Here is a 24,763-nt window from a genome sequence, read left to right as displayed (position 1 = left end):
TTATAATACGTCAACGCTTTTTCGCCAAATTGTTTGATGTAAAAATTAGTCAATGGAGGAACGTTTGGAAATTGTTTATGAAAAATCATTTCTGTATACGCTTGCCATTCGCGTTCTTCTCGCAATTCAATTTGATTTTCGCCCGAACGCTGAAAAACATGTACCATTTCGTGCATCAAAACATTGGAAAGTAATACTAAATCAAAATCAAGAATATTACGCGGAACACGAATTGTAATTCCTGTTTTTTCTTCACCTTCTGCAGTCAATAAAAAACCTTTTGGATCGATTTCTTCTCGAAACGTAAAACCTGTAAAAGCATTATGTTTTAATTTCAATTCATCTAAAATTTCGTACAATGCTTCAACGATTAAGTGATTATTTTTTAAATAATTTATTCTTTCCTTAAATTTTTCTGTAATCATAGCTTTTTGGCTTATTTATCAAATATATAATCTTATTTTTGATATGTTTTAAAAATGACTATGAAGAAATTAGTACTATTACTTGGCTTGATCTCGATAACAACAAATGCACAAGTACTTAATAACAAACAAGAGTTTACGCGACAAGATTCGCTTCGCGGAACGAATAATGAATTCCGAAATTGGTGGGATGTTAAAAAATATAAAGTAAGTGTAGAACCAGATTATCAGTCAAAATCGATAAAAGGAAAAACGACAATTACGTTTGATAAAATTGCTCCTCAACAATCAGATTTATTGCAGATAGATTTACAAGATCCAATGATGGTTTCGGCTGTAAAATTGAATGGAAAGAAAATTTCTGATTTCAAACGTGATGGAAATGTCTATTTTATTAATGTCGGAAAAAATATCAAGAATACGTCGAATCAATTAGAATTAGAATACAACGGAAATCCTCGTGTTGCGGTGAGAGCGCCTTGGGATGGTGGTTGGATTTTTGCGAAAGATGAAAAAGGTCGAGATTGGATGTCTGTAGCCGTGCAAGGTTTGGGTGCAAGTGCTTGGTTTCCGAACAAAGATTATTTAGGCGATGAACCAGATAATGGAATGGAATTGGAAATTATCACACCAAAAGATTTGGTAGGAGTTGGTAATGGACGATTAGTTTCTAAAAAAGAGAAAAATGGTAAAACAACTTCTACATGGAAAGTTGTCAATCCAATCAATAATTATAACATTATTCCATATATCGGACATTATGTCAATTTCAAATATACTTTTGAAGGTGAAAAAGGTAAATTGGATTTAGATTATTATGTGTTAGATTATAATATAGATAAAGCAAAATCGCAGTTTGAACAAGCAAAATTGATGTTGAAAAGTTTCGAGCATTGGTTTGGACCTTATCCATTTTACGAAGATTCTTTCAAGATTGTTGAAGCACCGCATTTGGGAATGGAACATCAATCTGGAATTGCGTACGGAAATAAATTTGAGAATGGTTATTTAGGTCGCGATTTATCAGGTTCTGGCTGGGGATTGAAATGGGATTTTATCATCGTTCATGAAGCTGGTCACGAATGGTTTGGAAATAATATTACCGAAAAAGATGTGGCAGATATGTGGATTCACGAAGCATTTACGGCTTATTCGGAAACGTTGTTCACAGAAACTTATCATGGAAAAGAAGCAGCAAGCGAATATGTGCGTGGAACGAGAAAAGCAATTCAAAATGATATTCCAATTATCGGCGTATATGGTGTAAACCAAGAGGGTAGTGGTGATATGTACTATAAAGGTGCAAATATGATTCACACGCTGAGAACGTGGATGAATAATGATGAAAAATTCAGACAGATGTTACGTGGATTAAACAAAGAGTTTTATCATCAAACTGTAACGACAGAGCAAATCGAAAATTATATTGCGAAGTTTTCTGGTTTAAATCTGAACACTTTTTTCAATCAATATTTAAGAACAATTAAAGTACCGACTTTAGAACTTAAACAAAATGGAAATAAAGTTGAATATCGTTATACAAATGTGGTAGATGGATTTGCAATGCCTTTGCGATTGAAAGATTCCGATGTAACCATCAATCCAACGACTGATTGGCAAACAATTAATAATTCAACAATTACAAAAGCGATTGATGTTACAATTAATCCAAACTATTATATCGATACGCATATTATATATTAAAAATAAATGAGAACTTGAAATGAGTTCAATATGACAAAGAAAGTCAATCTAAACTTGTTTCAGGTTCTCATCCAAAATGATTTATAAAATATTCCAAACAAATATCATCGGTTATTGAATGATGAAATTATAAATTTGTGACATGAAAAAATATATTGCATACGCAATCTTATCAGGATTATTATTAACAGCAGGTTGGCCATCGCATGGCTTTCCATTGTTATTATTTATAGGATTTGTACCCTTGATGTTGGCAGAACATCAAATCACGCAACGCGCAGAATTCAAGAAAAAAGGGCGCAAAATTTTCGGACTTTCGTTTTTAGCTTTCTTTATTTGGAATGCGATTGTAATTTGGTGGCTGCATTATGCACAAGAAACGGACGCGAATGGAGATTTGCACAATTCGTGGAGCGCTTATTTGATTCCAGTTGTGGCGAATTCCTTGTTTATGTCAATTGTTTTTCAGTTGTATCATTTTGTCAAAACAAAAGCTGGTAATCTGTATGGATTGGTTTTTCTTCCTGCGATTTGGATGAGTTTTGATAAACTAACCTTGAATTGGGAACTCACTTGGCCTTGGTTTAACCTTGGAAATGGTTTTGCAAAATATTACGAATGGGTGCAATGGTACGAGTACACAGGAACTTTTGGAGGTGCACTTTGGATTTGGTTAGTTAATATTACAATATTCTATTATTTGACGGCTTATATTAATAAGAAAGAAATGAGATATCTAAACAAATTAGGTATTTATGCTGGATTATTAATCGCTGTTCCAATTGGGATTTCTTATATTATTTATGCGAATTACGAAGAAAAAGGAAAAGCGCTTGATGTGTTAGTTCTTCAGCCAGATCTTGATCCATACAATGAAAAGTATATGAAAGATGGTTTGCAGATTTATGATGAATTGAAACAATTGGCACTGAAAAATATTCAACCAAAAACTCAATTTGTTGTTGCACCAGAAACAGCCGTACCCGGATCATCTGCCTTGATTTTTGATAATATGTATGATGATTTAATTATACAAGACATTCAGCAATGGACAAAAACCAAAAAAGATTTACATTTTGTAACAGGAGCATCTATCATGCGAATTTATCCAATGCAATCTTTAGCATCGGAAACAGCATCTGTTATGAGAGATGGAATTACGTGGTACGACGCTTATAACTCGGCTTTGCAGATAAGTGGAAACGATTCGATAGAAGTTTATCATAAGAGTAAATTAGTACCTGGAGTAGAAATTTTTCCATATCGAAACATTTTAATGCCAATTATTGGAGAATTTATGCTTAACTTTGGCGGCACAACAAAAACGTTGGGGATTCAACCTCATCGTTCTGTTTTCAAGAATAAAACAAACAACGCTACTGTTGCTCCGGTTATATGTTACGAATCTATTTACGGAGACTATACGACAGAATATGTGAGAGAAGGCGCAAATGTTATATTCACAATGACCAACGATTCTTGGTGGGGCTCTACCGATGGTCATCGTCAATTACTATTATATGGTAATTTGAGAGCTATTGAAAATAGACGCGCTATCGTTAGATCTGCAAATTCAGGTATTTCGGCTTTCGTTAATCAGCGAGGAGATATAATGAAGTCTTTACCATATGGAGAGCAGGGTGCCTTAAATGGTACAATTTTAATGAATAGTGAATTAACGTTTTACACAAAATATGGCGATGTAATCGCGAGGATAGCGCTGTTGGTAATGGGAATTATCTTGGCCTATACTCTTGCGCAGAAGTTGTTATATAAACAAAATAAGAAAAAAATATAAAATTAATAACCTAAAGAGTTGTATAAGTAATATATAATTTGTTACTTTGCACTCCGTTTAAAATAGGACAATACAAAATAAGATGTCAAAAATTTGTCAAATTACAGGTAAGAAGAGATTAGTGGGAAACAATGTTTCTCATGCTAATAATAAAACAAAACGCACTTTTGAAGTGAATTTGTTCAAAAAGAGATTTTTTATGCCAGAAACTGGTGAGTGGATTACATTAAGAGTTTCTGCACACGGTTTAAAAACAATCAACAAATTAGGAGTTGATGAGGCTGTTAAACGTGCACGTAAAGAAGGTTTAATCAAATAATTTAAGACACCATGGCAAAAAAAGGAAACAGAGTACAGGTTATTTTAGAATGTACAGAGCATAAAGAAAGTGGTATGCCAGGAATGTCTCGTTATATCACAACTAAAAACAAAAAAAATACTCCAGATCGTATTGAGTTGAAAAAATACAACGCAGTATTGAAAAAGTATACAATTCACAAGGAGATTAAATAATAAAATTTTAGACGATGGCAAAGAAAACGGTAGCAACCCTACAAACTGGGTCTAAAAAAATGACCAAAGTTATCAAAATGGTAAAATCTCCAAAATCTGGAGCTTACGTATTTGTTGAAAAAGTAGTTAACGCTGATGAAGCAGATTCTTTCTTCACGAAATAATCAAATCATCTCCTTAACAAAAAATATTTAAGGTTAATTGAGCTGCCTCGTTTTCAGGGCGGCTTTTTTATTTCCTTATATTTTATGTATCTTCGTACAAAATTTTAAGAAATTTAGCTTATTAATGAGTTGGTTCAAAAAGATATTAGGTAAAGAAAGCAAAGAAAAATTAGATGAAGGATTAGAAAAATCTAAAACTTCTCTATTTGATAAAATCAGTCGCGCTGTAGTAGGTAAATCTAAAGTAGACGATGAGGTTTTAGATGATTTAGAGGAAGTATTGATCTCTTCTGATGTCGGCGTTGAAACAACGATCAAAATTATTCGTCGAATAGAAGAACGCGTAGAGCGTGATAAATATGTTTCGACTTCTGAGTTAGATTTAATTCTTCGCGAAGAAATTGCAGGCTTACTTTCCGAAAATAATATCGAAGATACAAATGGTTTTTCGATTCCAAAGAAAGATGTACCATATGTTATTATGGTGGTCGGAGTAAATGGAGTTGGTAAAACAACGACGATTGGTAAATTGGCTTCTCAGTTCAAATCACAAGGACTTAAAGTGGTTCTTGGTGCAGCAGATACATTTCGTGCAGCGGCTGTAGATCAATTAGTAATTTGGTCGGAGCGCGCAGGTGTACCAATTGTAAAACAAGCGATGGGTTCTGATCCTGCTTCGGTTGCATTTGATACCATTCAGTCGGCAGTTGCCCAAAATGCAGATGTTGTTTTGATTGACACAGCAGGACGTTTGCATAACAAAATTAACTTGATGAATGAGTTGACAAAAATAAAACGTGTGATGCAAAAGGTAATTCCAGATGCGCCTCACGAAGTTTTATTAGTGTTAGATGGTTCTACAGGTCAAAATGCTTTTGAACAAGCGAAACAATTTACACAAGCAACAGAAGTTTCTTCTTTAGCGGTTACAAAATTAGATGGAACAGCAAAAGGAGGAGTAGTAATTGGGATTTCAGATCAATTTCAGATTCCAGTTAAATATATTGGTGTTGGTGAAGGAATCAATGATTTACAAGCTTTCAATAAAATGGAGTTTGTCGATTCTTTTTTCAAACGAAATAATTAAGAAATTTAATTCCTATAAAAATATAAATCCTTCAAGTTTTTCTTGAAGGATTTTTTTATGATATAGTTTTAATAAATCACCTTAATATATTCTTTATAAAACTTTTTGTTTTTATTTTCTTTCTTCGAAATGGTTTTTAGAAACTCGTTTAAATATTCTCTAAAAGGAGAATCTTTCGCTAAAGCATCTTGTTTTTTGCTTGTCAAAATCTGAACAGTTCCATACATTTCTTCATCATTTTCTACACTCGATGCAATCAAAGTAAAAGTTTCATTTGATTCATTAATGATATTTTTATTTGACCAAACTAACAACGGTTGATTGTTTTCAGTGTACAAAACATTGTCCCATTTTCCTAACCAATCGTATAGCATTTTTTTCGTAACTAAAGGCGTTTGAAAACTTTCGACACGATATTCTGTCAACGAACGTTCGGCTTGCTCTTGCGCATATAATAAATTGAAACTTGTAAAAAGTGCGATAAAAAGAAATAATTTTTTCAAACTCAAAAATCTTGTTTAGCGTAAAGTTATCAAAAATAATTGCAATTCTTATGTAACTTATTTGTTCTTCATGCGTCATATAAATATACACTAACTCTTAATAGAAGAATTAACCATGAAGAAATTTTTTGTACTTGCTGTTACATTATCAGGAATTTTTGCTTTTGGACAAGATGAAAAGCAGGACTCAACCGACTATAATCCAATCGAAATAAAAGAAGTTTTAGTTCAATCGCAACGCAAAAAAATGTTTGCGGACAAAACAGTTTATACCTTCGATAAAGAAGCGTTGGAAAAAGCGCGTTACGCAAAAGATTTGTTAAATACGTTACCAGAATTACAAGTTGATCCAATTTCGAATACGATACAAAGTACAAAAGGTGGAACGACTTTGTTATTGATTAATGGAATTGAGGCAACAGATAATCAAATTCGTGCTGTGAAACCGCAAGATGTGGTGCGTGTTGAGTATTTTGATATTCCGCCAGCGCGTTATGCAAATCGTGCAGATCAAGTGGTGAATTTGATTACGCGTAATCCAGAAAATGGTTATGTATATGGTGCGGATCTCACTTCGGCGTTTACAACAGGTTTTATAAATGGTTCTGCTTATGCGAATTTTACGAAAGGAAAAAGTAACTTTGGATTAGAGTATAACATTTATCTGAGAGATTATAAAGATCGTACTTCGATGAATATTTATGATTATAACTTAAATAATATTCATTACAGAACAGAAAATCAGCGCAACGAATATTTTGGATATACGGATCAAACAATTGCATTGCGATATACCAATTCGGATTCGGATAAATATGCTTTTCAAGCAAAGTTGGATATGAATATCAGTTCGAGTTTTGCTTATGCGAATGGAACAAGTTTGTTCTATCAAAATAGTTTATTAAACAATCATTCAACCTATAAACATTCTAATTCTAATTATTCAAAACCAACATTAGATCTTTATTATTCGAGAAAATTAGGAAAGAAAGATGAGTTAAGTTTAAATGTAGTTGGATCGATGTATACAACGAAATCGATTGACGAAACGCGCGAATGGGAAACAATTTCTGGTGCTGAACAATATAATTATTTGACAAATTTAGAAGCTGATCAAAAAGGAATTGTAGGAGAAATAGCGTATACACATAGTTTCGAGAAAGGAAAATTAAATTCTGGTTATCGAATTTCGAATAATTCAATTGATAATAAATTAGAAAACTTAAATGGTCCTTCGAATAATAAAGTAAATTATTTAGAACAATATATCTATTCTGAATATTCTGGAAAAGCGAAAAAGTTGTCATATCGTTTGGGTGTTGGATTAACGAATGTTCATAACAAGAATGAAGATACAAACACAGATACGTGGACGTTTACACCAAAATTAGTATTGGGTTATGAATTAGCGAAGAATCAAAATTTACGTTTTTCGAGTTCATACAAACCAACCAGTCCTTGGAATTCGGCATTGAGTAAAAACGTGATTCAGGTTGTAGAAAACATTACACAAGAAGGAAATCCGTATTTAACCATTCAGAAATCGTTTGGAAATAATTTGATTTACTCTTTCAATTCAAAATATTTTGATTTAAATACAAATGCATTTTATCATTATACAAAAGATCCAATTAATCAATTGTATTTGCAAAATATCATAAATGGAAATGTAGAAGGATATAAATTAACCTACGAAAATGCTCAAAATTCGCAACGTTACGGTGTTCAAATTACAGGTTCTATCAAACCTTTCGGAACAGATATTTTAGCTGTTAAAGTAAATATAGCACCAGCAACAGAGCGTTTTAAAACGAAAGATGGTAGAATTTTGAAGAATGATTATATCGGAAATTATTTTGCATTATCATCTGTTTACAAAAACTTTCGTGTAGATTATCAATTTAATATTCCGTATTACACGTTGGGCGGAGCTTTGTTGTATACACAAGAAAACATGAACCATGCTTTTGCGAGTTATAAGTACAATAATTGGACTTTTTCTACTGGAATGTATTGGATTGGAATGCCATCGACTTACAAGCAAAAAACGATGGATAAACAATATGTGGATTATTCTCGTGTAGGGAAAATTTGGGACAACAAATCGATGTTTGTTGTTGGTTTGAGCTTTGATTTTGCTAAAGGTAAGAAAACAAATATCAATCGAAAATTAGAAAATGAAACTGCAGGAGCAGCGACATTTTAATAAATAAACAAAAAGAGAATCCTTAGGATTCTCTTTTTGTTTATTTATAATTTGACTGTGATGTTGAAACGAGCTCAGCAAGACATATTAATTGTTTTTAATAAGTATAAATTTTAGCTTTCTAACATCTACAACTCCGCCAAAAATTTCAACGTATCAATATTATCGGCATAATCTGTTAATTTAGGGAATTGAGTTTGCCCAAATTCAACATAATTCGGATTATCTTTCATGTCATTTCCTATCACGCATTGTATTTGATTTTCATTTTCGATCAAATAATTTTTTACATCATTTATATCTTTATAAACTTCAAAATTTACAACTGCAATTGGAGAATGTAAAGCTGTATCTTTTTTCATTAGAACAAAATTATTGTCTAAAAATTCATCTTTTCCTAACAAAAATATTGCACGATTATAATCGTAATTATTTGCATATTTAGGATGATTAATCACATCGCCATAAGAAAAAATAGCTTCGAAAATTTTCGGTAATTGCGCTTCATCTTTTACATAAAGTTTCGTCACATTTCGGCAACCTAATCCAAAATAAATGAATAAGTCGTTACCCAATTTCTTTAACTCTTCATTAGTTTCCGAACCATTCAATACAGCAACCGAAGTTCTATTTTTACGAATAATGTTAGGAAATTTTCCAAAATATTGTTCAAAATAGCGTGCCGTGTTATTACTTCCTGTTGCAATAACTGCATCAAAATTTTCTAATCGTTCAACAGTTTGAATAATCAATTTGAAATTTTCATCAATCGAATACAAATATTTTATCGCTAATTTGATTAATTTATCATCCTTTGATGAAGTTTTAATCAACGCATTATTTCCAGAAATAACAACAGAAAGCAAATCATGAAAACCAACCAAAGGTAAATTTCCTGCCATTATAATTCCAACATTTTTTGATGTTTCAGCAAATGGATAATCTTTCGTCCAAGCCAATAAATTTTCTTCCGTTAAAGCTTCCGCCCAACTTTTCAAGGCTAACGTAATATTTTCTTTTGTAAACCAATTGTTGTAGGCTTCTGCATCGCTCACCGCATATTCAGCTTCTTCTTTCCAATTCTCGAATTTTTCTGTCAGTTCCGCGTCTTTAATCGAATCATTATTTATAATAAAATTAAAAAACTGTCCCAATTCGTTAAATGCTGAAATCCTTTGTTCAAATGTCATTTTTTCTGAAAATTAAATGTAATTTTGTAGTTGCAAATGTAGGAAATAAAAAAACAGATACAATGGCTATAATTATTACAGATGAATGTATAAATTGTGGAGCTTGTGAGCCAGAATGTCCAAATAACGCAATTTATGAAGCTGCGGTAGATTGGAAATATTCTGATGGAACTTCTCTTAGCGGGACAATTGTAAACGTAGACGGCGCAACTTTTGACGCTGATGCGGTGCAAGATCCTGTGAGTGATGAAGTTTATTACATTGTTCCCGATAAATGTACTGAATGTAAAGGTTTCCACGAAGAACCACAATGTGCGGCAGTTTGTCCGGTGGATTGTTGTGTGCCTGATGATAACCACGTAGAAAGCGAGGAGCGCCTTTTGAGCAAAAAAGCGTTTATGCACTTAGAGTAAAATCGTCACAACTTTACATATAAAAACCTCTCAGAATTTGAGAGGTTTTTTTTGTCTTTGGGCAATCCCTTCGGGCGGGCTTTTCGTTGCAATCTTTTTCTCAAACTTCGACTTCGCTCAGTTATCAAAAAAGGATTTCCACTTCAATCCCTATTGCATTTTATAAATTTCGAAACTCGAGCTTCGAAACTCGTTTTTTTAAGAATATCTTTTCTTTCTAATCCAAAATCCAATTCCAGCCAATAAACCAATAATAGCAGTTGGAACAAGTAGATTAATCATTTGCCAAGTCGATTTTTCTTGTAAAACAGTTGTTTCACTTAGTAACGGAATTTCTAATTTACGATTGCGTAAAGCCAAGAAATCAGAATCGCCTAATAAATAATCCATCGCATTCATTATAAATGTTTGGTTGGCGTATGTTTTCGGTTTTCCGTCTGGATTATCTGGACGAACCGAAAATTTATTTTCTCCTAATTGCATCGGAATTCCTCTCCACAAAGCATTTTTCAAAACATCTCCGTCCGAAATGACTATCATTTTTCCATCGGTAGTTTTCGGTTTGAAATTCGGAAATTCCTTGCGTTCGTAACGCGAAGCATAAGCCGAATTGAAATTCCCTTCTAACAAAACTGCCATCGGAATTTTACCCATTTTATATTCTTCAGGATTCTCGATTTCTACTTCGTTTAATTGAATATAATTTAAAGCAGGTTTCAAACTTGATTGTTCAGAAGAACTTAATAAAACGGTTTGCTTAATATTTGGATTTTTCAACAATTCGATAGGATTTGCAAATTGAAATAAAACAGGATCTATTGAACTTGTAATTGGGTTTTCTTCCCCTTTTATTCCTAACTCAAAATAAGGCCAATTGTAATAATTGTAACTTGTATTTCCAGCCGTTTCGCCATCAGCCAAAACAATTTGCGCTCCATTCATATCCTTGATAACAGCTGGATGAATACGAACACCATAATTGAATAAGAAATCATTTAACTTCAAATCTCTTGGAAAAGCAACGATTTTTCCACTTCGGAAAATAGAATCCATTTCGGCATCGACAGTTTCCACAGCCATCATCATTTTTCCGCCATTCATAATATATTGATCCAAAACCAATTTATCCATATCAGAAAAAGGTAATGTAGGTTTTGCTACAATTAAGGCGTCAAAACGTTTCAAACTATCCAAATCAGAAGGTTGTAAAGTAAACGATTTGTTTGCAATTGGATTTAGATAAATCTCCACATCATATTTTTCTGACAAAGCAGAACCTAATCCTTGAATATTTGCTTCTGGTAATTCGTCATGATGAACGATAAAACCAACTCTTTTGCGCTCAAAATTGGTTGCTTTCTGAATTTTTTCGGCAAATAAATATTCTAATTTTTCAGTTGAAGTTAATGCTAATTTTTCAAATGGAGTAGAAGGATCATTGACCAAAACCTCCATATAAGTCGATTTGTCGCCGTAAGTTAATTTTGCGTACGGATAAACATTCAAAATTCCTTTGTCGGTTTTAATAGGAACTGGAGTCAATTTATTTTGCTCTAATTCGGCTTGTCCTAAATCGACAGGATCAATAAAAGAATAAGAAATATTGCTGTTTTTTTCGCGAAGTTCGTCTAATAAAAACTGAATTTCGTTCTTCAAAATTCTGTAATCGCCTGTTAAATCTCCACCCAAAAGAATTTCAATTTTAAGCGGTTGTTTTACATTTTCTACCAATTTTTCGGTTGTAGAAGTTAACGTAAAACGTTTGTCTTTTGTCATGTCAATTCGTGTGTAAACAAATTGAGCGATGATAAAAAGCGCGATGAATGCGATGAAAGTAATTAGATGTTTTTTGTTTAATTTTTTCATGGCACTATTTTTTATTTTCAAGATTAACGATTGAAATTTGATTTAAAATTCCAATCAAAATCAAAAAGTAAAGTAAATCTCGTGAGTCAATAATTCCTTTCAAAAACTGGTTGTAATGTGTAAAACTTCCAATTTTTTGAACATAGAAATCCATCGAACCAAGTAAATTATATGATGCTAAACTTTCGAATCCATAAAAAATAATGAAGCAAAAGAAAACCGCCAAAACATAAGCCATTACTTGATTTTTGGTGATAGATGAGGTAAATAAACCAATTGCGGTGAATAAACATCCTAAAAAGAAAAGTCCTAAATAGCCAGAAAAAATTGTTCCGTAATCTAGTTCTTGTTCAGGCATCAAAAATTCTTGCAACGTAATGGTGAACAAAAAAGTTGAAAGCAAACAAAAAATGACAACTGAAACGACTGCTAAATATTTGCCCCAAATAATTTGGTTGTTTTTTATAGGTAGTGTGAATAACCACAATAATGTGCCATTTGCTTGCTCTTCCGCGATTAATTTCATGGTTAAAGCAGGAATCATGAATAGAAAAATCCAAGGTCCGACAAAGAAAAAACTATTTAAAGTTGCATTTCCTGTATTGAAAACATTGAATTCGTTATCAAAAAACCAAAGGAACAAAACCGAAACGATAACAAATGTTGCGGTTGCTAAATAAGCGGTGAAGCCTAAATAAAAATTGGAAAACTCTTTTTTGAAGATTGTCCACATGTTATTTTTTATTATTACGATTAATTAAACGCACAATAAGCATAAGTAGTATACCGCAACCAAAGAAACTGACAATTGACCAATACCAATCTCGACCAAAATCTGTTTTTTGAATGACAGCAAATACGATAACAAATAATAAAATTGTTGCCAATTCATTCATCATTCGCAGTTGAACAGAAGTGTATTTGAAAACTTTATTTTGGATTTGTTTCAACGTTCGCCAACACCAAAAATGATAAATTAATAAAACACTTATCATCCCCAATTTACTTTTCATCCAAGGCATATGCAACAAACCTTGATTTTTGTAAAGCATATTCAATCCCATTGTGATCAAAATAACCAAAGCAGGAGCGGTAATTACATTCCATAATTTTTTCTCCATGTAGGTATATTGATCCTGCAAAATTGATTTTTTTGGTTCTTCCATTTGTTGCGTTTCTGTATGATAAATCATCAAACGAACAATGTAAAATAAACCAGCAAAGTAACTTACCACGAAAATAACGTGTATTGCTTTGTATATTAAATAATTATAAGTCATATAGTTATTGTAAACTCTCTAATACTAAATTTTCTCAGCGTTAATTTTCAAATTCAATTGTAATTGTATCGTTTTTCTTCAATCCCATTAACTGATTCGCACCTCCTGATATCGTTGGATTACTTTTGTAAAGCGTAACTTCTAAAAATCCTGCCGAATTAAACAAACACAATGTTCGTCCAAAAGCTTGCACTTCTTTGTTAAAATCTTGTACAACCTCATTGTAATGCTCATAAATAACAGTAATATCGGTCATCGAGAAATCTTTCTGACGAAGCAAAATTTTATATTTTCTATCTTGTGCAATTTCATCGAAAAAATCTTTCGAAATATTACTTACAACATTTCCAAAATGATCAATATAAATCACATTTCCAATGATATATTTATCATCGCGATAAATTGGTTTCAATTCATTCAATTGTTTCATTTCGGTACGTTTGTTCCCCAAAAGAGCAGGAACTCCGCCGCGCGCCAAGTGACATGCAACTGGCACAAAACAATTTTTCATTGGAAATAGACTGTCTATTCCTTCTGGATAAGCAGTGATTTCGTAAATTTCTTCTGGTTGATTTTTTTGGCAAATCAAGGATAAAATTCCATTATCTGCACAAATAAAATAATGATGATTGATTAATGCACAAATCGGCTTCTGATAAGGCGTACTTAAGGCATTAATCCCAATAATATGTATAGTTCCGTCGGGAAATTCCTCGTAAGAATTACGAATGATATAGGCAGCTTCAGATAAATCATAAGGATTAACATGATGCGAAATATCTACAATCGTAACATCGGCCAATTCCTTTAGAATTGCGCCTTTAACGCTAGAAACAAAGTAATCTTTGACTCCAAAATCCGATGTTAATGTAATAATTGCCACTATTCTCTAATAATTAGCAAATATATTGTTTATTATTCTTTATTTTTGTGTAAGTGAACCAAAAAAACAATCTCATTTGACAGAAATTAATATTGAATTAGCCGAAATTAATGCTCAAGATTTTTATGGTGCTAATAATGAACATCTAAAAAGAATCAAAGAATATTATCCAAAATTAAAGATTGTTGCTCGCGGAAGAGAGTTGACAGTGTTTGGAAATGAAGATGTTCTGAAAGTATTTGACCAAAAAATGCAACGAGTAATTCAGCATATTCACAAATACAATCGACTATCTGATCGCGAACTCGAAATCATTATGACCGAAGATAATAATGAAATGCTTCAAATGAAAAAAGAAGATGAAATTATTGTACACGGTGTAAATGGTAAAATCATCAAACCTCAAACGCCTAATCAACAAAAGCTGGTACAAACTGTTTACAACAAAGATATGGTGTTTGCAATTGGACCTGCTGGTACGGGAAAAACCTATACGGCTGTTGCGTTGGCGGTACAAGCATTGAAGAACAAAGAAGTTCGCCGAATTATTATGACACGTCCTGCCGTAGAAGCTGGCGAGAATTTAGGTTTTTTACCAGGTGATATGAAAGATAAATTAGATCCATATTTACAACCTTTGTACGATGCGTTGAAAGATATGATTCCGTTCGAGAAACTTTCGTCTTATACCGAAAAAGGAGTAATAGAAGTTGCGCCTTTAGCATTTATGCGTGGTCGAACGTTGGACGGAGCTTTTGTAATTCTTGATGAAGCACAAAATACAACCTATGCTCAGATGAAAATGTTTTTGACGCGTATGGGAAAAAATTCTAAATTTATTATCACTGGAGATCCTGGTCAGGTCGATTTACCACCAAAACAAAAATCTGGTTTACGTGAAGCGATTAATATATTGAAAGATGTAAAAGATATCGGATTTATTTATTTGGATGATAAAGATGTTGTTCGACACAAAATTGTTCGCGAAGTCTTGAAAGCTTACAAAGTGAGTGAAGATAAAGAGCGAGAGAAAATAGATATAAAAAAATAAATCAAAAAGCCAATTGTTTCTAAGAGCAATTGGCTTTTCGATTTAATATTTATAGCAGAATATTAAATTATTCTTTTAGTGGATTAGTTTTTAAAGTAAAACCTAAAATGTTAAATGCTAATCCTATTGGCAAAATCATTCCTGCAATTAAGCTCATTCTATTAGAATCAGAAAATTCTAAGATTAATAAAATTGAAGTTAATATTAAAACTAATCCCGTTATATATAATATGTTTTTCATTTTATTATAAATTGTAATTTAATCAAATATAATGATTTATTTCTAATTTTTGTAAAAAATATTCGATTCTAAAATCAAGTTAAGAAAGATAATTTTGATAATGCGAATCAAGTAAATGTCATTCCGATAAAGGAGGAATCTAAATTTAATGCGAAGCTGAACTGAATTCCGCTTGACAGGCTTGTTAAGTCATCCTGAACTCGTTTCAGGATCACATTATTTTATGATAAATTAAAGATAGATTCTTCACTTCGGTATCGCTTCGTTCTGAATGACAAAACCTAAAAAAAATATCTCCTTGAGGAGATTATAGAGGTGTTTTTTTTAATGACAATTGAGTTTGCATCATTTTATAAGAGGAATCAAAAATAAATTTACCACTCAAAACTCAATACTTAAAACTTTTTTCCATCAACCAACCTTTTTGTAATTTGTTGCATCTAACTTACAAATCAAACAATATGAAAAAGTTATTTTCTTTTTTCTTCGTTTTTGTTGGAATGTTTTTTTCTACAAAAATAAATGCGCAACATATCCGAATTGGATTTCCGCGTATCGAAATAGGTGAACGTCCAGACGAAAATTCTGTGAGTTTGCAATCGATGGATGTACAAGTTGAGATTTTTGGAAATTTAGCCAAAACGACAACAACTTTAGTTTTTACGAATTCGTCAAGTCGAAATCTCGAAGGGAATTTAGTTTTCCCTTTGCCCGAAAACACGACTGTTAGTGGATATGCAATTGATATTAATGGAAAATTGCGAAATGCAGTTCCCGTTACAAAAGCGCGTGCGGTTGAGGTTTTCGAAAGTATTCAGAAGCAAAATATCGATCCCGGAATCATCGAAAAAGTAGAAGGAAATAATTTCCGAACTCGTATTTCTCCGATTCCAGCAAAAGGTTCGCGTACGATTCAGTTGTCGTATTACCAAGAATTAAAATTGGATAAATCTTCATATCAATATCATTTGCCTTTAGATTCTTCGAAGAAGATTGCGAAGTTTAATTTGACAACAAAAGTGTTCAATGCTGCTGGAAAACCACAATTGGTAGAAACGCCAGATGGTTCGTTCAATTTTTCTGAAAATAGTAATATATATGAAGCAAATTTGTCGAAAACAGATTTTACACCTAAAAAATCATTAATTATTAATCTTCCAAAATCTCCGAATAATGTAGAATCTTTTGTTCAGAAAAATGTAGATGGTTCGGTTTATTTTTATGCGAATTTATTGGTTGATGCAAAATCTCAACCTAAAGTTTGGTCGAAAAATATCGGAATAATTTGGGATAATTCGTTAAGTGGTTTGAAACGAAATCATCAAAAAGAATTAGAATTTTTAGATAAAATTATTTCTCAACAAAAAAATCTAAATATTGAAGTTTCGTTGTTGAATATTTCTTTGGAAAAATCGAGATTGTTTCAAATTAAAAATGGTGATTGGTCAGAATTGAAAAAATATTTGGAAAATGTGACATATGATGGAGGAACAAATTATGCAAAAATTCTTCCAACAAATCTGAAAGCAGACGAATATTTATTGTTTTCGGATGGAATTTCATCTTTTGGCTCGAATATTTTTAACATAGATAAACCTTTTTATACGATTGCGTCTTCGCCGACTTCTAATTATGGTGTTTTGAAAATGATTGCGCAAAAAGCTGGTGGAAAATTCATCAATCTTAATGAAAATTCTGTAGAAAATGCGTTCAAACAAATCAATGAAAGTTCGGTTCAATTCTTAGGAATTATCAACAATACAGCAGGAGAAGTTTATCCTATTTCGACAAATGATGTGAGTAATGGAATTTCGATTGCGGGAATTTCTCAGTATCCAAATGCAAAATTAACGATGATGTTTGGACGAAATGGAAAAGTGGAATTCAACAAAGAATTGGATTTGAGTAAAGCAACTCAAAATCTTGAAATCAGTAAAATTTGGGCGCAAAGTAAAGTGAATTATTTGGAATTGAATCCAGAGCAAAATAAAACAGAAATTGAAGAAATTGGGAAACAATTTTCGATTGTAACATCGAACACAAGTTTGATTGTTTTGGAAAATGTTTCGGATTATGTAAAGTATAAAATCAATCCACCAGCAGAATTGCAAAATGAATTTAATAAATTATCGAAACAAGGTTTTGAACAAAAAGAAACTCGAAAAGCTGATTTGTTGAAAAATGCAATTGCGAAAGCAAAGGAATTGAAAGAGTGGTGGAAGAAAGATTTTAAATATGTAAAACCGAAATATCCAAAACCTGTTGCGGATTCTGTTTTAGTTTCAGTTGCATTAGAAGGAAGAGCGGAAGGGATTGCAATTGAAGAAAGAGAAGTTTCTGCAGATATACAAGCTGTTTCTGTTACAGCATATGGAACAACTAGAAGAGAAAGTAGAGCGAGTAGTGCAAATATGCTTGTTACAGATAAAAAAATGAAGGATGTATCATCAGCTTCGGTTCCAGAAATTAAAATAGTTAATGTAAAATCGGATAAAGAATATATGAAGTTGATAGAAGCATCTAAAAATCCATATCAAACTTATTTAGATTTGAGAAAAGATTATGCCGAAACACCTGCGTATTATTTTGATGTGGCAACATTTTTCTTTCAGAAAAAGGAAAGAGAAACTGGTCTTAAAATTTTAAGCTCGATTGCAGATTTAGGATTGGAAGATGCCGAATTGTATAAAATGTTAGCATACAAATTGAAAGAAATTGAGGAATATCAAACCGAATTATTTATTACGAAAAAAGTATTAGATTGGCGACCTTTTGATGCGCAAAGTTATCGAGATTATGCGTTGGCGTTACAAGATAATGAGCAATATCAATCGGCTTTAGAGCATTTATATAAAGTATTGACAAACGATTATTCGATAGAAATTGCTAATCGCGATCGCGATATTACAGAGATTATTGTGCCTGAAATTAATAATTTGATTTCGCTTCATCGCAAAGAATTGAATTTGTCTAAAATCAATAAAGATATCATAGTAGACATTCCAGTTGATATTCGTGTGGTGATGAATTGGAACAAAGATATGACCGATATTGATTTGTGGGTGACCGATCCAAATGGCGAAAAATGTTATTACGGACATCGTTCAACTGCGATTGGAGGAAGAATGAGCGAAGACGTGACGCAAGGTTTCGGACCAGAACAATTTATGTTGAAAAAAGCGATTAAAGGAAAATATAAAATAGAAACTAATTTTTTCGGAGAAAGACAAATGAGTATTTCGGGACCAACAACTATTTCGGCAGAGATTTACTTGATGTATAGCTCGGGAAAACAAGTGAAGAAAATGATTACATTCCAAAATAATAAGCCAAATTCTGGTGGTGAAGGAATTTTGGTTGGTGAATTTGAATTTTAGTAAATGGAAAAGGAATCTTGAAAGAGATTCCTTTTTTTGCATAACACATAACACATAACGCACAACGGGTTATACATACTACATTCTACAATAATCACATCCATTGATTACGATCCAAACTTCTGTACTGAATCGCTTCGCTAATATGTTTCGAAAGAATAGTTTCTGAATTATCTAAATCAGCAATTGTTCGTCCAACTCTAATAATTCGGTCATACGCACGAGCAGAAAGATTTAATTTTTCCATAACAACTTTGATTAAATTCTTCGAATAATCGTCTAAATCACAAAAAGCATCCAATTCTTTTGGTCCCATTTGCGAGTTATAATGAACTTTTGTGTTTTCAAATCGTTTGGTCTGAATATTTCTTGCATTAATCACACGTTCACGAATCACAGCACTTTTTTCGCCACGACGTTCTTGCGACAAATCATCAAACGGAACAGGATTCACTTCGATATGCAAATCAATTCGGTCTAAAAGTGGTCCAGAAATTTTATTCATATAACGTTGCATTTCCGCTAAAGAGGAAGTGTTGTTTGGATCATCCATAAAATAACCACTAGGACTTGGATTCATTGAGGCGACCAACATAAAGCTTGCAGGATAATTCACCGTGAATTTCGCCCTCGAAATTGTGACTTCTCGATCTTCCAAAGGTTGACGCATAACTTCTAAAACAGTGCGTTTAAATTCGGGTAATTCATCCAAAAACAAAACACCATTATGCGCCAAAGAAATTTCTCCAGGTTGCGGATACGAACCGCCGCCGACTAAGGCCACATCCGATATAGAATGATGGGGACTAGAATAAGGACGACTTACAATGAGTGATTTGTTAGATAATTTTCCAGCAACGCTATGAATTTTTGTCGTTTCAAGCGCTTCTTGAATAGTCATTTTCGGAAGAATAGAAGCAATTCGTTTGGCTAACATTGTTTTTCCACTTCCTGGAGGACCAATCAAAATAATGTTATGTCCGCCTGCAGCAGCGATTTCCATCGCACGTTTTACATTTTCTTGACCTTTTACATCTGCAAAATCGAAAGGATAATTATTCATTTCACTAAAAAAATAATCATCTAAATTGACTTGATGAGGTTGCAAAATAATTTCTCCGTTAAAATAATCAACAACTTCTCTGATGTTATCAACCGCAAAAACATTGATTCCTTCTACAACTGCTGCTTCGTCTGCATTTTGTTTGGGTAAAATAATTCCTTCGAAACCTTCTTCTTTTGCTTGTATTGCAATCGGCAATGCACCTTTTATAGGTCGTAGTGAACCATCGAGCGATAATTCGCCCATCATTATATATTTATTGAGTTGTTCAGAATTTACTTGTTCAGAAGCTGCTAAAATTCCAATTGCGATTGGTAAATCATAGGCAGAACCTTCTTTTTGTAAATCTGCTGGCGCCATATTAATCGTGATTTTTTTACCAGGTAATTTCAAATCAGAATTTTTTAGTGCAGCATTTATCCTAAAATTACTTTCTTTTATTGCGCTATCGGGCAAACCAACCAAATGATAACCGACACCTTGATCAATATTAACTTCCACAATAATGGTTTGTGCGGAAACTCCGAAAATAGCACTTGCAAAAATTTTTACCAACATAAAATCTTTTTTTATAAATTTACTTCCTTTTTCTATTGAATAAAATAGCTGAAAGGATTTAAGTGTTTAATAATTAATTAAATAACACACTTCGGTGTAAATTCTATATGAAAAAAGAAAAATATTCTTTTGAATTTGAACGATTCGAGAGTAAATCTGAGCTTGCAGCAGAACAAAAAAAAGTAGTAGAAGAGGCTTATGATATTTCGTTGAATGCATATGCTCCTTATTCTAATTTCAATGTTGGTGCATCTGTTCAATTAGAAAATGGAGAAATTTTTTCGAGTTCAAATCAAGAAAATGCTTCGTACCCAGTCGGAACTTGTGCCGAAAGAGGTTTATTGGCTTATGTAAATGCAAACTTCCCGAATATTAAGATTGAAAAATTGGCTGTTTCTACGCCAAATGTCAATTATCCATTGCCTCCATGCGGGATGTGTCGTCAATATATTTTAGAGATCGAAAAGAAGCAATCGCAACCAATCGAAATTATTTTATCTGGAAAAGAAGGCGATGTTTTGGTGATAAATTCTGCTAAAGATTTGCTTCCATTGCATTTTACTGATGAATTTTTAGGGTAGCAATTTTGTACACTAAATAGATTAGTTTAAATTTGTTCCAACGGAATTGTGCAATTATGGAAAAATTAACGCAAGAAACGTACCTACAATGGTATCGTGATATGACTTTTTGGCGTCGCTTCGAAGATAAGTGTCGTTCATTATATTTAAAGCAAAAAATTAGAGGTTTCTTACATTTATACAATGGACAAGAAGCTTTACCAGCTGGTTTTATTCATGCAATGAAGCCTGGTGTAGATCATGTGATTACTGCTTATCGTTGTCACGTTTGGCCTATGGCTTTGGGTGTAGATCCAAAACGTATTTTGGCTGAATTATGTGGTAAAGAAACAGGAACTTCTCATGGTTTAGGAGGATCTATGCACGTTTTCAGTAAAGAACATAATTTTTATGGTGGACACGGAATCGTTGGTGGACAAATTCCATTAGGAGCAGGAATTGCTTTTGGTGATAAATTCTTCAACCGCGATGGTGTTACAATCTGTTTAATGGGAGATGGTGCAACTCGTCAAGGAACATTACATGAAACATTTAACATGGCGATGAACTGGAAATTACCAGTTGTTTTTGTGTGCGAAAACAATCAATACGCTATGGGAACTTCTGTTTCTCGTACTGCAAACCACGAAGATATTTGGAAATTAGGTTTAGGATACGAAATGCCTTGTATGCCTGTAGATGGTATGGATCCTGTAAAAGTTGCAGAAGCAGCTTACGAAGCTATCGAAAGAGCGCGTCGTGGAGATGGACCGACTTTCTTAGATGTACGAACATATCGTTATAGAGGTCACTCTATGTCTGATGCTGAGCCTTATCGTACAAAAGAAGAGGTGGAAGAGTACAAACAAGAAGATCCAATCTTGAATGTTGAGAATCATATCTTAGTAAACAATTGGGCTACTAAAGAACAATTAGATGCAATTGTTGATGAAGTAAAAGTGATGGTAGAAGAATGTGCAGAATTTGCAGAAAGCTCTAACTATCCAGAAGAACACGTAATGTATGATTATATCTATTCAGAAGAAAATTATCCATTCTTAGATAAAATCGAAAACAACTAAAAACCATGGCAGAAATTATTACAATGCCTCGCTTAAGCGATACAATGGAAGAAGGAACTGTTGTAAAATGGCACAAAAATGTAGGAGATAAAATTGCTGAGGGTGATATCTTAGCAGAAATCGAAACAGATAAAGCAATCCAAGAATTCGAATCAGAATTTGACGGAGTATTATTATATCAAGGTGTTGCAGAAGGTATATCAACAAATGTTGATGAAGTTTTAGCAATTATTGGAAATGAAGGAGAAGATATTTCAGGTTTAATTGGAGGTGGAGCAAAAGCAACTACCGAAGTTAAAGAAGAAAAATCAACTCCCAGCGAAACAAAAACAGAAGAAGCAAAACCTGCTGCAGAAATTCCTGCAAATGTGGAAGTAATTACAATGCCTCGTCTTTCTGATACAATGGAGGAAGGAACTGTAGTTGTTTGGCACAAAAATGTTGGAGATCAAGTTGCGGAAGGTGATATTTTAGCAGAAATTGAAACAGATAAAGCAGTGCAAGAATTCGAATCAGAATTTGATGGTGTTTTATTATATCAAGGTGCTAAAGTGAACGAGCCTGCGCCAGTAGATTCTGTTTTAGCAATTATTGGTGAAGCTGGTACTGATGTTTCTGCAATTGTAGCAAACGGAGGTAAAGTTGCTGCTCCAGCAGCTTCTACAGAAGTTGTTGATGACGAAAAACCAGTAGTTGTACAATTAGATGTAAATAATAAGGTTGAAGAAACTTCTTCTTCTGATCGTATTTTTGCATCTCCATTAGCAAAAACAATTGCAAAAGATAAAGGAATTAATTTAGCTGAGGTGAAAGGTTCTGGTGATAATGGACGTATAGTGAAAAAAGATATCGAAAATTATCAACCATCTGCTCAACCAAAAGCGGAAGCAAAATCTGAATCAGTTAAACCTGCTCAAACTTTTGTTTCTGGAGAAGATAAAGTGATTCCAAATTCTCAAATGAGAAAAGTTATCGCAAAACGTTTGGCTGAATCTAAATTTACAGCTCCTCATTATTATTTAAATGTTGAGTTGGATATGGATAACGCAATCGAAGCGCGTAAACAATTAAACTCTGTTCCAGATACTAAAATTTCGTTCAACGATATGGTTGTTAAAGCATGTGCTATGGCATTACGCAAACATCCAGCTGTAAATTCTACTTGGACAGATGCAGAAATTATTCAACACGGAGATATCAATATTGGTGTTGCAGTAGCTGTAGAAGATGGTTTATTGGTTCCTGTTGTTAAAAATACAGATCAAAAATCATTTGCTCAAATTTCTGCTGAGGTTAAAGATTATGCAGGTCGTGCAAGAGATCGTAAATTAAAAGCTGACGAAATGGACAAATCTACTTTCTCAGTTTCTAACTTAGGAATGTTTGGAATCGAATCATTCACATCGATTATCAATCAACCAAACTCTTGTATCTTATCAGTTGGTGCAATTATTCAAAAACCAGTTGTAAAAGACGGACAAATTGTAGTTGGTAACACAATGAAATTGTCTTTAGCTTGTGATCACAGAACAGTAGACGGAGCTACGGGTGCACAATTCTTACAAACGCTAAGAATGTACATCGAAAATCCTGTTACAATGTTAGTGTAAGCTAAGATTTAAGATATATTTTTAAAGACCATTCATCGAATGGTCTTTTTTTTGTTATAGATTTTATGAATTTGTATCTTTAATCTCTAAACCAATTTAATGAAGCAACTAAAATTTTACTTTAATATTTTAAAACAGACAATTGTCGAATTTGGTGAAGACCGAATTATGAAATTGAGTGCTTCGTTAACTTATTACGCATTATTTTCACTTTCTCCATTAATTCTGATTGTAATTTCCAGTGCAAGTTTATTCTTTAAGAAAGATGCTATCGAAAACCGAATGTTTTATGAGCTTAAAAATATTGTTGGTCCAGATGTCGCTTTAGCTGTACAAAATTTTGTCACAAATTCTACCATTTCAGGAGATAGTTCGCTTGCATTATATATAGGTATCGGAATTTTGATTTTTGGTTCTACAACAATGTTTACCGATATGCAAGATAGCCTCAATCTCATTTGGCGTGTCGAAGCAGTTCCAAGAAGAGCATGGTTAAAATTTGTGATCAATAGAGGACTTTCGTTTCTTATCATTCTATCGCTTGGAATCGTACTTATCGCAACGGTAATTCTCAACAGTGTTTTAGTATCATTTGGCGAAGAAATTTTCAGTCTTTTCGAACTCGATACCATTATGACGAAGACCACAGTGATTCTTCTTAATAATACATTGAGTATTTCAATCTCGATTTTGATATTTTATATTCTTTTCAAAATTCTTCCCGATGCACGTATCAAAGCAAAGCCAGCTTTTGTAGGAGCTGTTTTTACGGCGATTCTATTCTTTATTGCAAAATATTTAATTGGTATTTATATCGCGAACTCCAAATATTCTACCATTTTTGGGTCGGCAGGTTCATTGGTTATTCTTTTGTTGTGGATTTATTATGTTGCAACAATTCTATATTTCGGCGCGAAATTCACAAAAGTATTTGCCGAAGCCAAAGGTTACCCTATTATTCCAAAACGAAATGCGAAGCTCAGAAAAGTATCTTTTATTGATCATATTGCAGAAAAACACGATTACGAAAGCATCGATTAATAATATATTGAATGCCTTTTTTTGAATAGTTATTCTCGCTTCGCGACAATTTCTCCCGAGTCGATAACCCAAAAGTATCCGCTGTTGCTTTGCTTAATTCAGCAAACCATCATCGTCTAATCATCCTTTGCAGTAAAAACTAAAGTTT

At 32.9% G+C, this 24,763-nt stretch carries 22 protein-coding genes; 14 read left to right on the top strand and 8 right to left on the bottom strand.

The features are described 5' to 3' along the window. Positions 1-485: 485 nt before the first annotated feature. The 6 genes from HXZ74_RS08615 (at position 486) to ftsY (ending at position 5,691) form a co-directional block, all read left to right on the top strand. Entirely contained in the window at positions 486-2,129 is a 1,644-nt protein-coding gene (locus tag HXZ74_RS08615; RefSeq protein WP_286474884.1) for a M1 family metallopeptidase, read from the top strand. A 142-nt stretch (positions 2,130-2,271) separates the two neighbouring features. Further along, the gene (gene lnt / locus HXZ74_RS08610; protein WP_280062026.1) at positions 2,272-3,927 is read left to right on the top strand and encodes an apolipoprotein N-acyltransferase; all 1,656 of its coding nucleotides are present in this window, start codon (positions 2,272-2,274) and stop codon (positions 3,925-3,927) included. An 82-nt stretch (positions 3,928-4,009) separates the two neighbouring features. Continuing rightward, positions 4,010-4,246 carry a 50S ribosomal protein L28 gene (gene rpmB, locus HXZ74_RS08605; RefSeq protein WP_038337064.1) on the top strand — a complete coding sequence of 79 codons (237 nt, stop codon included), beginning with the start codon at positions 4,010-4,012 and terminating at the stop codon, positions 4,244-4,246. Between the two features lie 11 nt (positions 4,247-4,257). Further along, positions 4,258-4,440, top strand: coding sequence for a 50S ribosomal protein L33 (rpmG, locus tag HXZ74_RS08600; RefSeq protein ID WP_038337065.1), 183 nt, complete (start codon positions 4,258-4,260; stop codon positions 4,438-4,440). Positions 4,441-4,454: 14 nt separating this feature from the next. Continuing rightward, positions 4,455-4,604, top strand: a complete 150-nt coding sequence (locus HXZ74_RS08595) for a DUF4295 domain-containing protein (protein WP_084106961.1) — start codon at positions 4,455-4,457, stop codon at positions 4,602-4,604. 124 nt (positions 4,605-4,728) lie between these two features. Further along, entirely contained in the window at positions 4,729-5,691 is a 963-nt protein-coding gene (gene ftsY / locus HXZ74_RS08590; RefSeq protein ID WP_114999036.1) for a signal recognition particle-docking protein FtsY, read from the top strand. 68 nt (positions 5,692-5,759) lie between these two features. Here the strand turns inward: ftsY and HXZ74_RS08585 are convergent, their stop codons facing one another. Continuing rightward, positions 5,760-6,194, bottom strand: coding sequence for a hypothetical protein (locus tag HXZ74_RS08585; protein WP_147279960.1), 435 nt, complete (start codon positions 6,192-6,194; stop codon positions 5,760-5,762). 115 nt (positions 6,195-6,309) lie between these two features. On the opposite strand from HXZ74_RS08585, the gene HXZ74_RS08580 reads away from it, so the two are divergent. Further along, positions 6,310-8,400: a TonB-dependent receptor gene (locus HXZ74_RS08580; RefSeq protein WP_221853925.1), complete on the top strand. Its 2,091-nt coding sequence runs from the start codon at positions 6,310-6,312 to the stop codon at positions 8,398-8,400. 128 nt (positions 8,401-8,528) lie between these two features. Here the strand turns inward: HXZ74_RS08580 and HXZ74_RS08575 are convergent, their stop codons facing one another. Next, complete coding sequence (locus HXZ74_RS08575) at positions 8,529-9,590, bottom strand: acyl-CoA reductase (RefSeq protein ID WP_280062021.1); 1,062 nt, start codon at positions 9,588-9,590, stop codon at positions 8,529-8,531. A 62-nt stretch (positions 9,591-9,652) separates the two neighbouring features. Between HXZ74_RS08575 and HXZ74_RS08570 the strand changes: the two genes are divergently transcribed. Further along, positions 9,653-10,003, top strand: a complete 351-nt coding sequence (locus HXZ74_RS08570; RefSeq protein WP_114999046.1) for a 4Fe-4S dicluster domain-containing protein — start codon at positions 9,653-9,655, stop codon at positions 10,001-10,003. A 198-nt stretch (positions 10,004-10,201) separates the two neighbouring features. On the opposite strand, the gene gldG is transcribed toward HXZ74_RS08570, so the two are convergent. The 4 genes from gldG to HXZ74_RS08550 are packed head-to-tail and all read right to left on the bottom strand — an operon-like array spanning position 10,202 to position 14,032. Next, positions 10,202-11,869 carry a gliding motility-associated ABC transporter substrate-binding protein GldG gene (gene gldG / locus HXZ74_RS08565; protein WP_280062020.1) on the bottom strand — a complete coding sequence of 556 codons (1,668 nt, stop codon included), beginning with the start codon at positions 11,867-11,869 and terminating at the stop codon, positions 10,202-10,204. Between the two features lie 4 nt (positions 11,870-11,873). After that, on the bottom strand, positions 11,874-12,602 hold the full coding sequence (locus HXZ74_RS08560; protein WP_280062019.1) for an ABC transporter permease subunit: 729 nt from the start codon (positions 12,600-12,602) through the stop codon (positions 11,874-11,876). Position 12,603: 1 nt separating this feature from the next. Next, on the bottom strand, positions 12,604-13,149 hold the full coding sequence (locus tag HXZ74_RS08555) for a CopD family protein (RefSeq protein WP_038337072.1): 546 nt from the start codon (positions 13,147-13,149) through the stop codon (positions 12,604-12,606). A gap of 40 nt (positions 13,150-13,189) precedes the next feature. Beyond that, positions 13,190-14,032, bottom strand: coding sequence for an SAM hydrolase/SAM-dependent halogenase family protein (locus HXZ74_RS08550; RefSeq protein ID WP_114999051.1), 843 nt, complete (start codon positions 14,030-14,032; stop codon positions 13,190-13,192). A gap of 76 nt (positions 14,033-14,108) precedes the next feature. On the opposite strand from HXZ74_RS08550, the gene HXZ74_RS08545 reads away from it, so the two are divergent. Continuing rightward, positions 14,109-15,083, top strand: a complete 975-nt coding sequence (locus HXZ74_RS08545; RefSeq protein WP_038337083.1) for a PhoH family protein — start codon at positions 14,109-14,111, stop codon at positions 15,081-15,083. Between the two features lie 67 nt (positions 15,084-15,150). On the opposite strand, the gene HXZ74_RS08540 is transcribed toward HXZ74_RS08545, so the two are convergent. Then, positions 15,151-15,324, bottom strand: a complete 174-nt coding sequence (locus HXZ74_RS08540) for a hypothetical protein (RefSeq protein ID WP_180905924.1) — start codon at positions 15,322-15,324, stop codon at positions 15,151-15,153. Positions 15,325-15,785: 461 nt separating this feature from the next. Between HXZ74_RS08540 and HXZ74_RS08535 the strand changes: the two genes are divergently transcribed. Further along, positions 15,786-18,701, top strand: coding sequence for a DUF2135 domain-containing protein (locus tag HXZ74_RS08535; protein WP_286474882.1), 2,916 nt, complete (start codon positions 15,786-15,788; stop codon positions 18,699-18,701). A 94-nt stretch (positions 18,702-18,795) separates the two neighbouring features. On the opposite strand, the gene HXZ74_RS08530 is transcribed toward HXZ74_RS08535, so the two are convergent. Next, positions 18,796-20,322: a YifB family Mg chelatase-like AAA ATPase gene (locus HXZ74_RS08530; protein WP_280062017.1), complete on the bottom strand. Its 1,527-nt coding sequence runs from the start codon at positions 20,320-20,322 to the stop codon at positions 18,796-18,798. A 107-nt stretch (positions 20,323-20,429) separates the two neighbouring features. Here HXZ74_RS08530 and HXZ74_RS08525 point away from each other — a divergent pair, with 107 nt between their 5' ends. The 4 genes from HXZ74_RS08525 to HXZ74_RS08510 all read left to right on the top strand — a co-directional run bounded on the left by HXZ74_RS08525 (position 20,430) and on the right by HXZ74_RS08510 (position 24,615). After that, positions 20,430-20,903 (top strand): cytidine deaminase, encoded by a 474-nt coding sequence (locus HXZ74_RS08525; protein WP_038337075.1) that lies wholly within the window; start codon positions 20,430-20,432, stop codon positions 20,901-20,903. A gap of 56 nt (positions 20,904-20,959) precedes the next feature. Further along, on the top strand, positions 20,960-21,964 hold the full coding sequence (gene pdhA / locus HXZ74_RS08520; RefSeq protein ID WP_038337076.1) for a pyruvate dehydrogenase (acetyl-transferring) E1 component subunit alpha: 1,005 nt from the start codon (positions 20,960-20,962) through the stop codon (positions 21,962-21,964). A gap of 5 nt (positions 21,965-21,969) precedes the next feature. Continuing rightward, a complete protein-coding gene (locus HXZ74_RS08515) occupies positions 21,970-23,574 on the top strand; it encodes a dihydrolipoamide acetyltransferase family protein (RefSeq protein WP_286474880.1) in 1,605 nt (534 codons plus the stop codon). A 99-nt stretch (positions 23,575-23,673) separates the two neighbouring features. Beyond that, positions 23,674-24,615, top strand: a complete 942-nt coding sequence (locus tag HXZ74_RS08510) for a YihY/virulence factor BrkB family protein (RefSeq protein WP_114999060.1) — start codon at positions 23,674-23,676, stop codon at positions 24,613-24,615. The last annotated feature ends 148 nt before the right edge of the window (positions 24,616-24,763 follow it).

Origin of the sequence: Empedobacter sp. R750 (genome assembly GCF_030324345.1) — a bacterium.
GTDB classification, from domain to species: domain Bacteria; phylum Bacteroidota; class Bacteroidia; order Flavobacteriales; family Weeksellaceae; genus Empedobacter; species Empedobacter falsenii_C.
This window is presented reverse-complemented; position numbering and strand designations above follow the sequence as displayed.

Excerpts from the sequence above, each read along its gene's own strand:
- HXZ74_RS08535 (WP_286474882.1), top strand. The coding sequence starts at position 15,786 with ATGAAAAAGTTATTTTCTTTTTTCTTCGTTTTTGTTGGAATGTTTTTT.
- HXZ74_RS08540 (WP_180905924.1), bottom strand. The coding sequence starts at position 15,324 with ATGAAAAACATATTATATATAACGGGATTAGTTTTAATATTAACTTCA.
- HXZ74_RS08580 (WP_221853925.1), top strand. The coding sequence starts at position 6,310 with ATGAAGAAATTTTTTGTACTTGCTGTTACATTATCAGGAATTTTTGCT.
- ftsY (WP_114999036.1), top strand. The coding sequence starts at position 4,729 with ATGAGTTGGTTCAAAAAGATATTAGGTAAAGAAAGCAAAGAAAAATTA.
- gldG (WP_280062020.1), bottom strand. The coding sequence starts at position 11,869 with ATGAAAAAATTAAACAAAAAACATCTAATTACTTTCATCGCATTCATC.
- HXZ74_RS08615 (WP_286474884.1), top strand. The coding sequence starts at position 486 with ATGAAGAAATTAGTACTATTACTTGGCTTGATCTCGATAACAACAAAT.
- HXZ74_RS08570 (WP_114999046.1), top strand. The coding sequence starts at position 9,653 with ATGGCTATAATTATTACAGATGAATGTATAAATTGTGGAGCTTGTGAG.
- rpmB (WP_038337064.1), top strand. The coding sequence starts at position 4,010 with ATGTCAAAAATTTGTCAAATTACAGGTAAGAAGAGATTAGTGGGAAAC.
- HXZ74_RS08555 (WP_038337072.1), bottom strand. The coding sequence starts at position 13,149 with ATGACTTATAATTATTTAATATACAAAGCAATACACGTTATTTTCGTG.
- HXZ74_RS08530 (WP_280062017.1), bottom strand. The coding sequence starts at position 20,322 with ATGTTGGTAAAAATTTTTGCAAGTGCTATTTTCGGAGTTTCCGCACAA.
- rpmG (WP_038337065.1), top strand. The coding sequence starts at position 4,258 with ATGGCAAAAAAAGGAAACAGAGTACAGGTTATTTTAGAATGTACAGAG.
- HXZ74_RS08515 (WP_286474880.1), top strand. The coding sequence starts at position 21,970 with ATGGCAGAAATTATTACAATGCCTCGCTTAAGCGATACAATGGAAGAA.
- HXZ74_RS08525 (WP_038337075.1), top strand. The coding sequence starts at position 20,430 with ATGAAAAAAGAAAAATATTCTTTTGAATTTGAACGATTCGAGAGTAAA.
- lnt (WP_280062026.1), top strand. The coding sequence starts at position 2,272 with ATGAAAAAATATATTGCATACGCAATCTTATCAGGATTATTATTAACA.
- HXZ74_RS08510 (WP_114999060.1), top strand. The coding sequence starts at position 23,674 with ATGAAGCAACTAAAATTTTACTTTAATATTTTAAAACAGACAATTGTC.
- HXZ74_RS08560 (WP_280062019.1), bottom strand. The coding sequence starts at position 12,602 with ATGTGGACAATCTTCAAAAAAGAGTTTTCCAATTTTTATTTAGGCTTC.
- HXZ74_RS08575 (WP_280062021.1), bottom strand. The coding sequence starts at position 9,590 with ATGACATTTGAACAAAGGATTTCAGCATTTAACGAATTGGGACAGTTT.
- pdhA (WP_038337076.1), top strand. The coding sequence starts at position 20,960 with ATGGAAAAATTAACGCAAGAAACGTACCTACAATGGTATCGTGATATG.
- HXZ74_RS08595 (WP_084106961.1), top strand. The coding sequence starts at position 4,455 with ATGGCAAAGAAAACGGTAGCAACCCTACAAACTGGGTCTAAAAAAATG.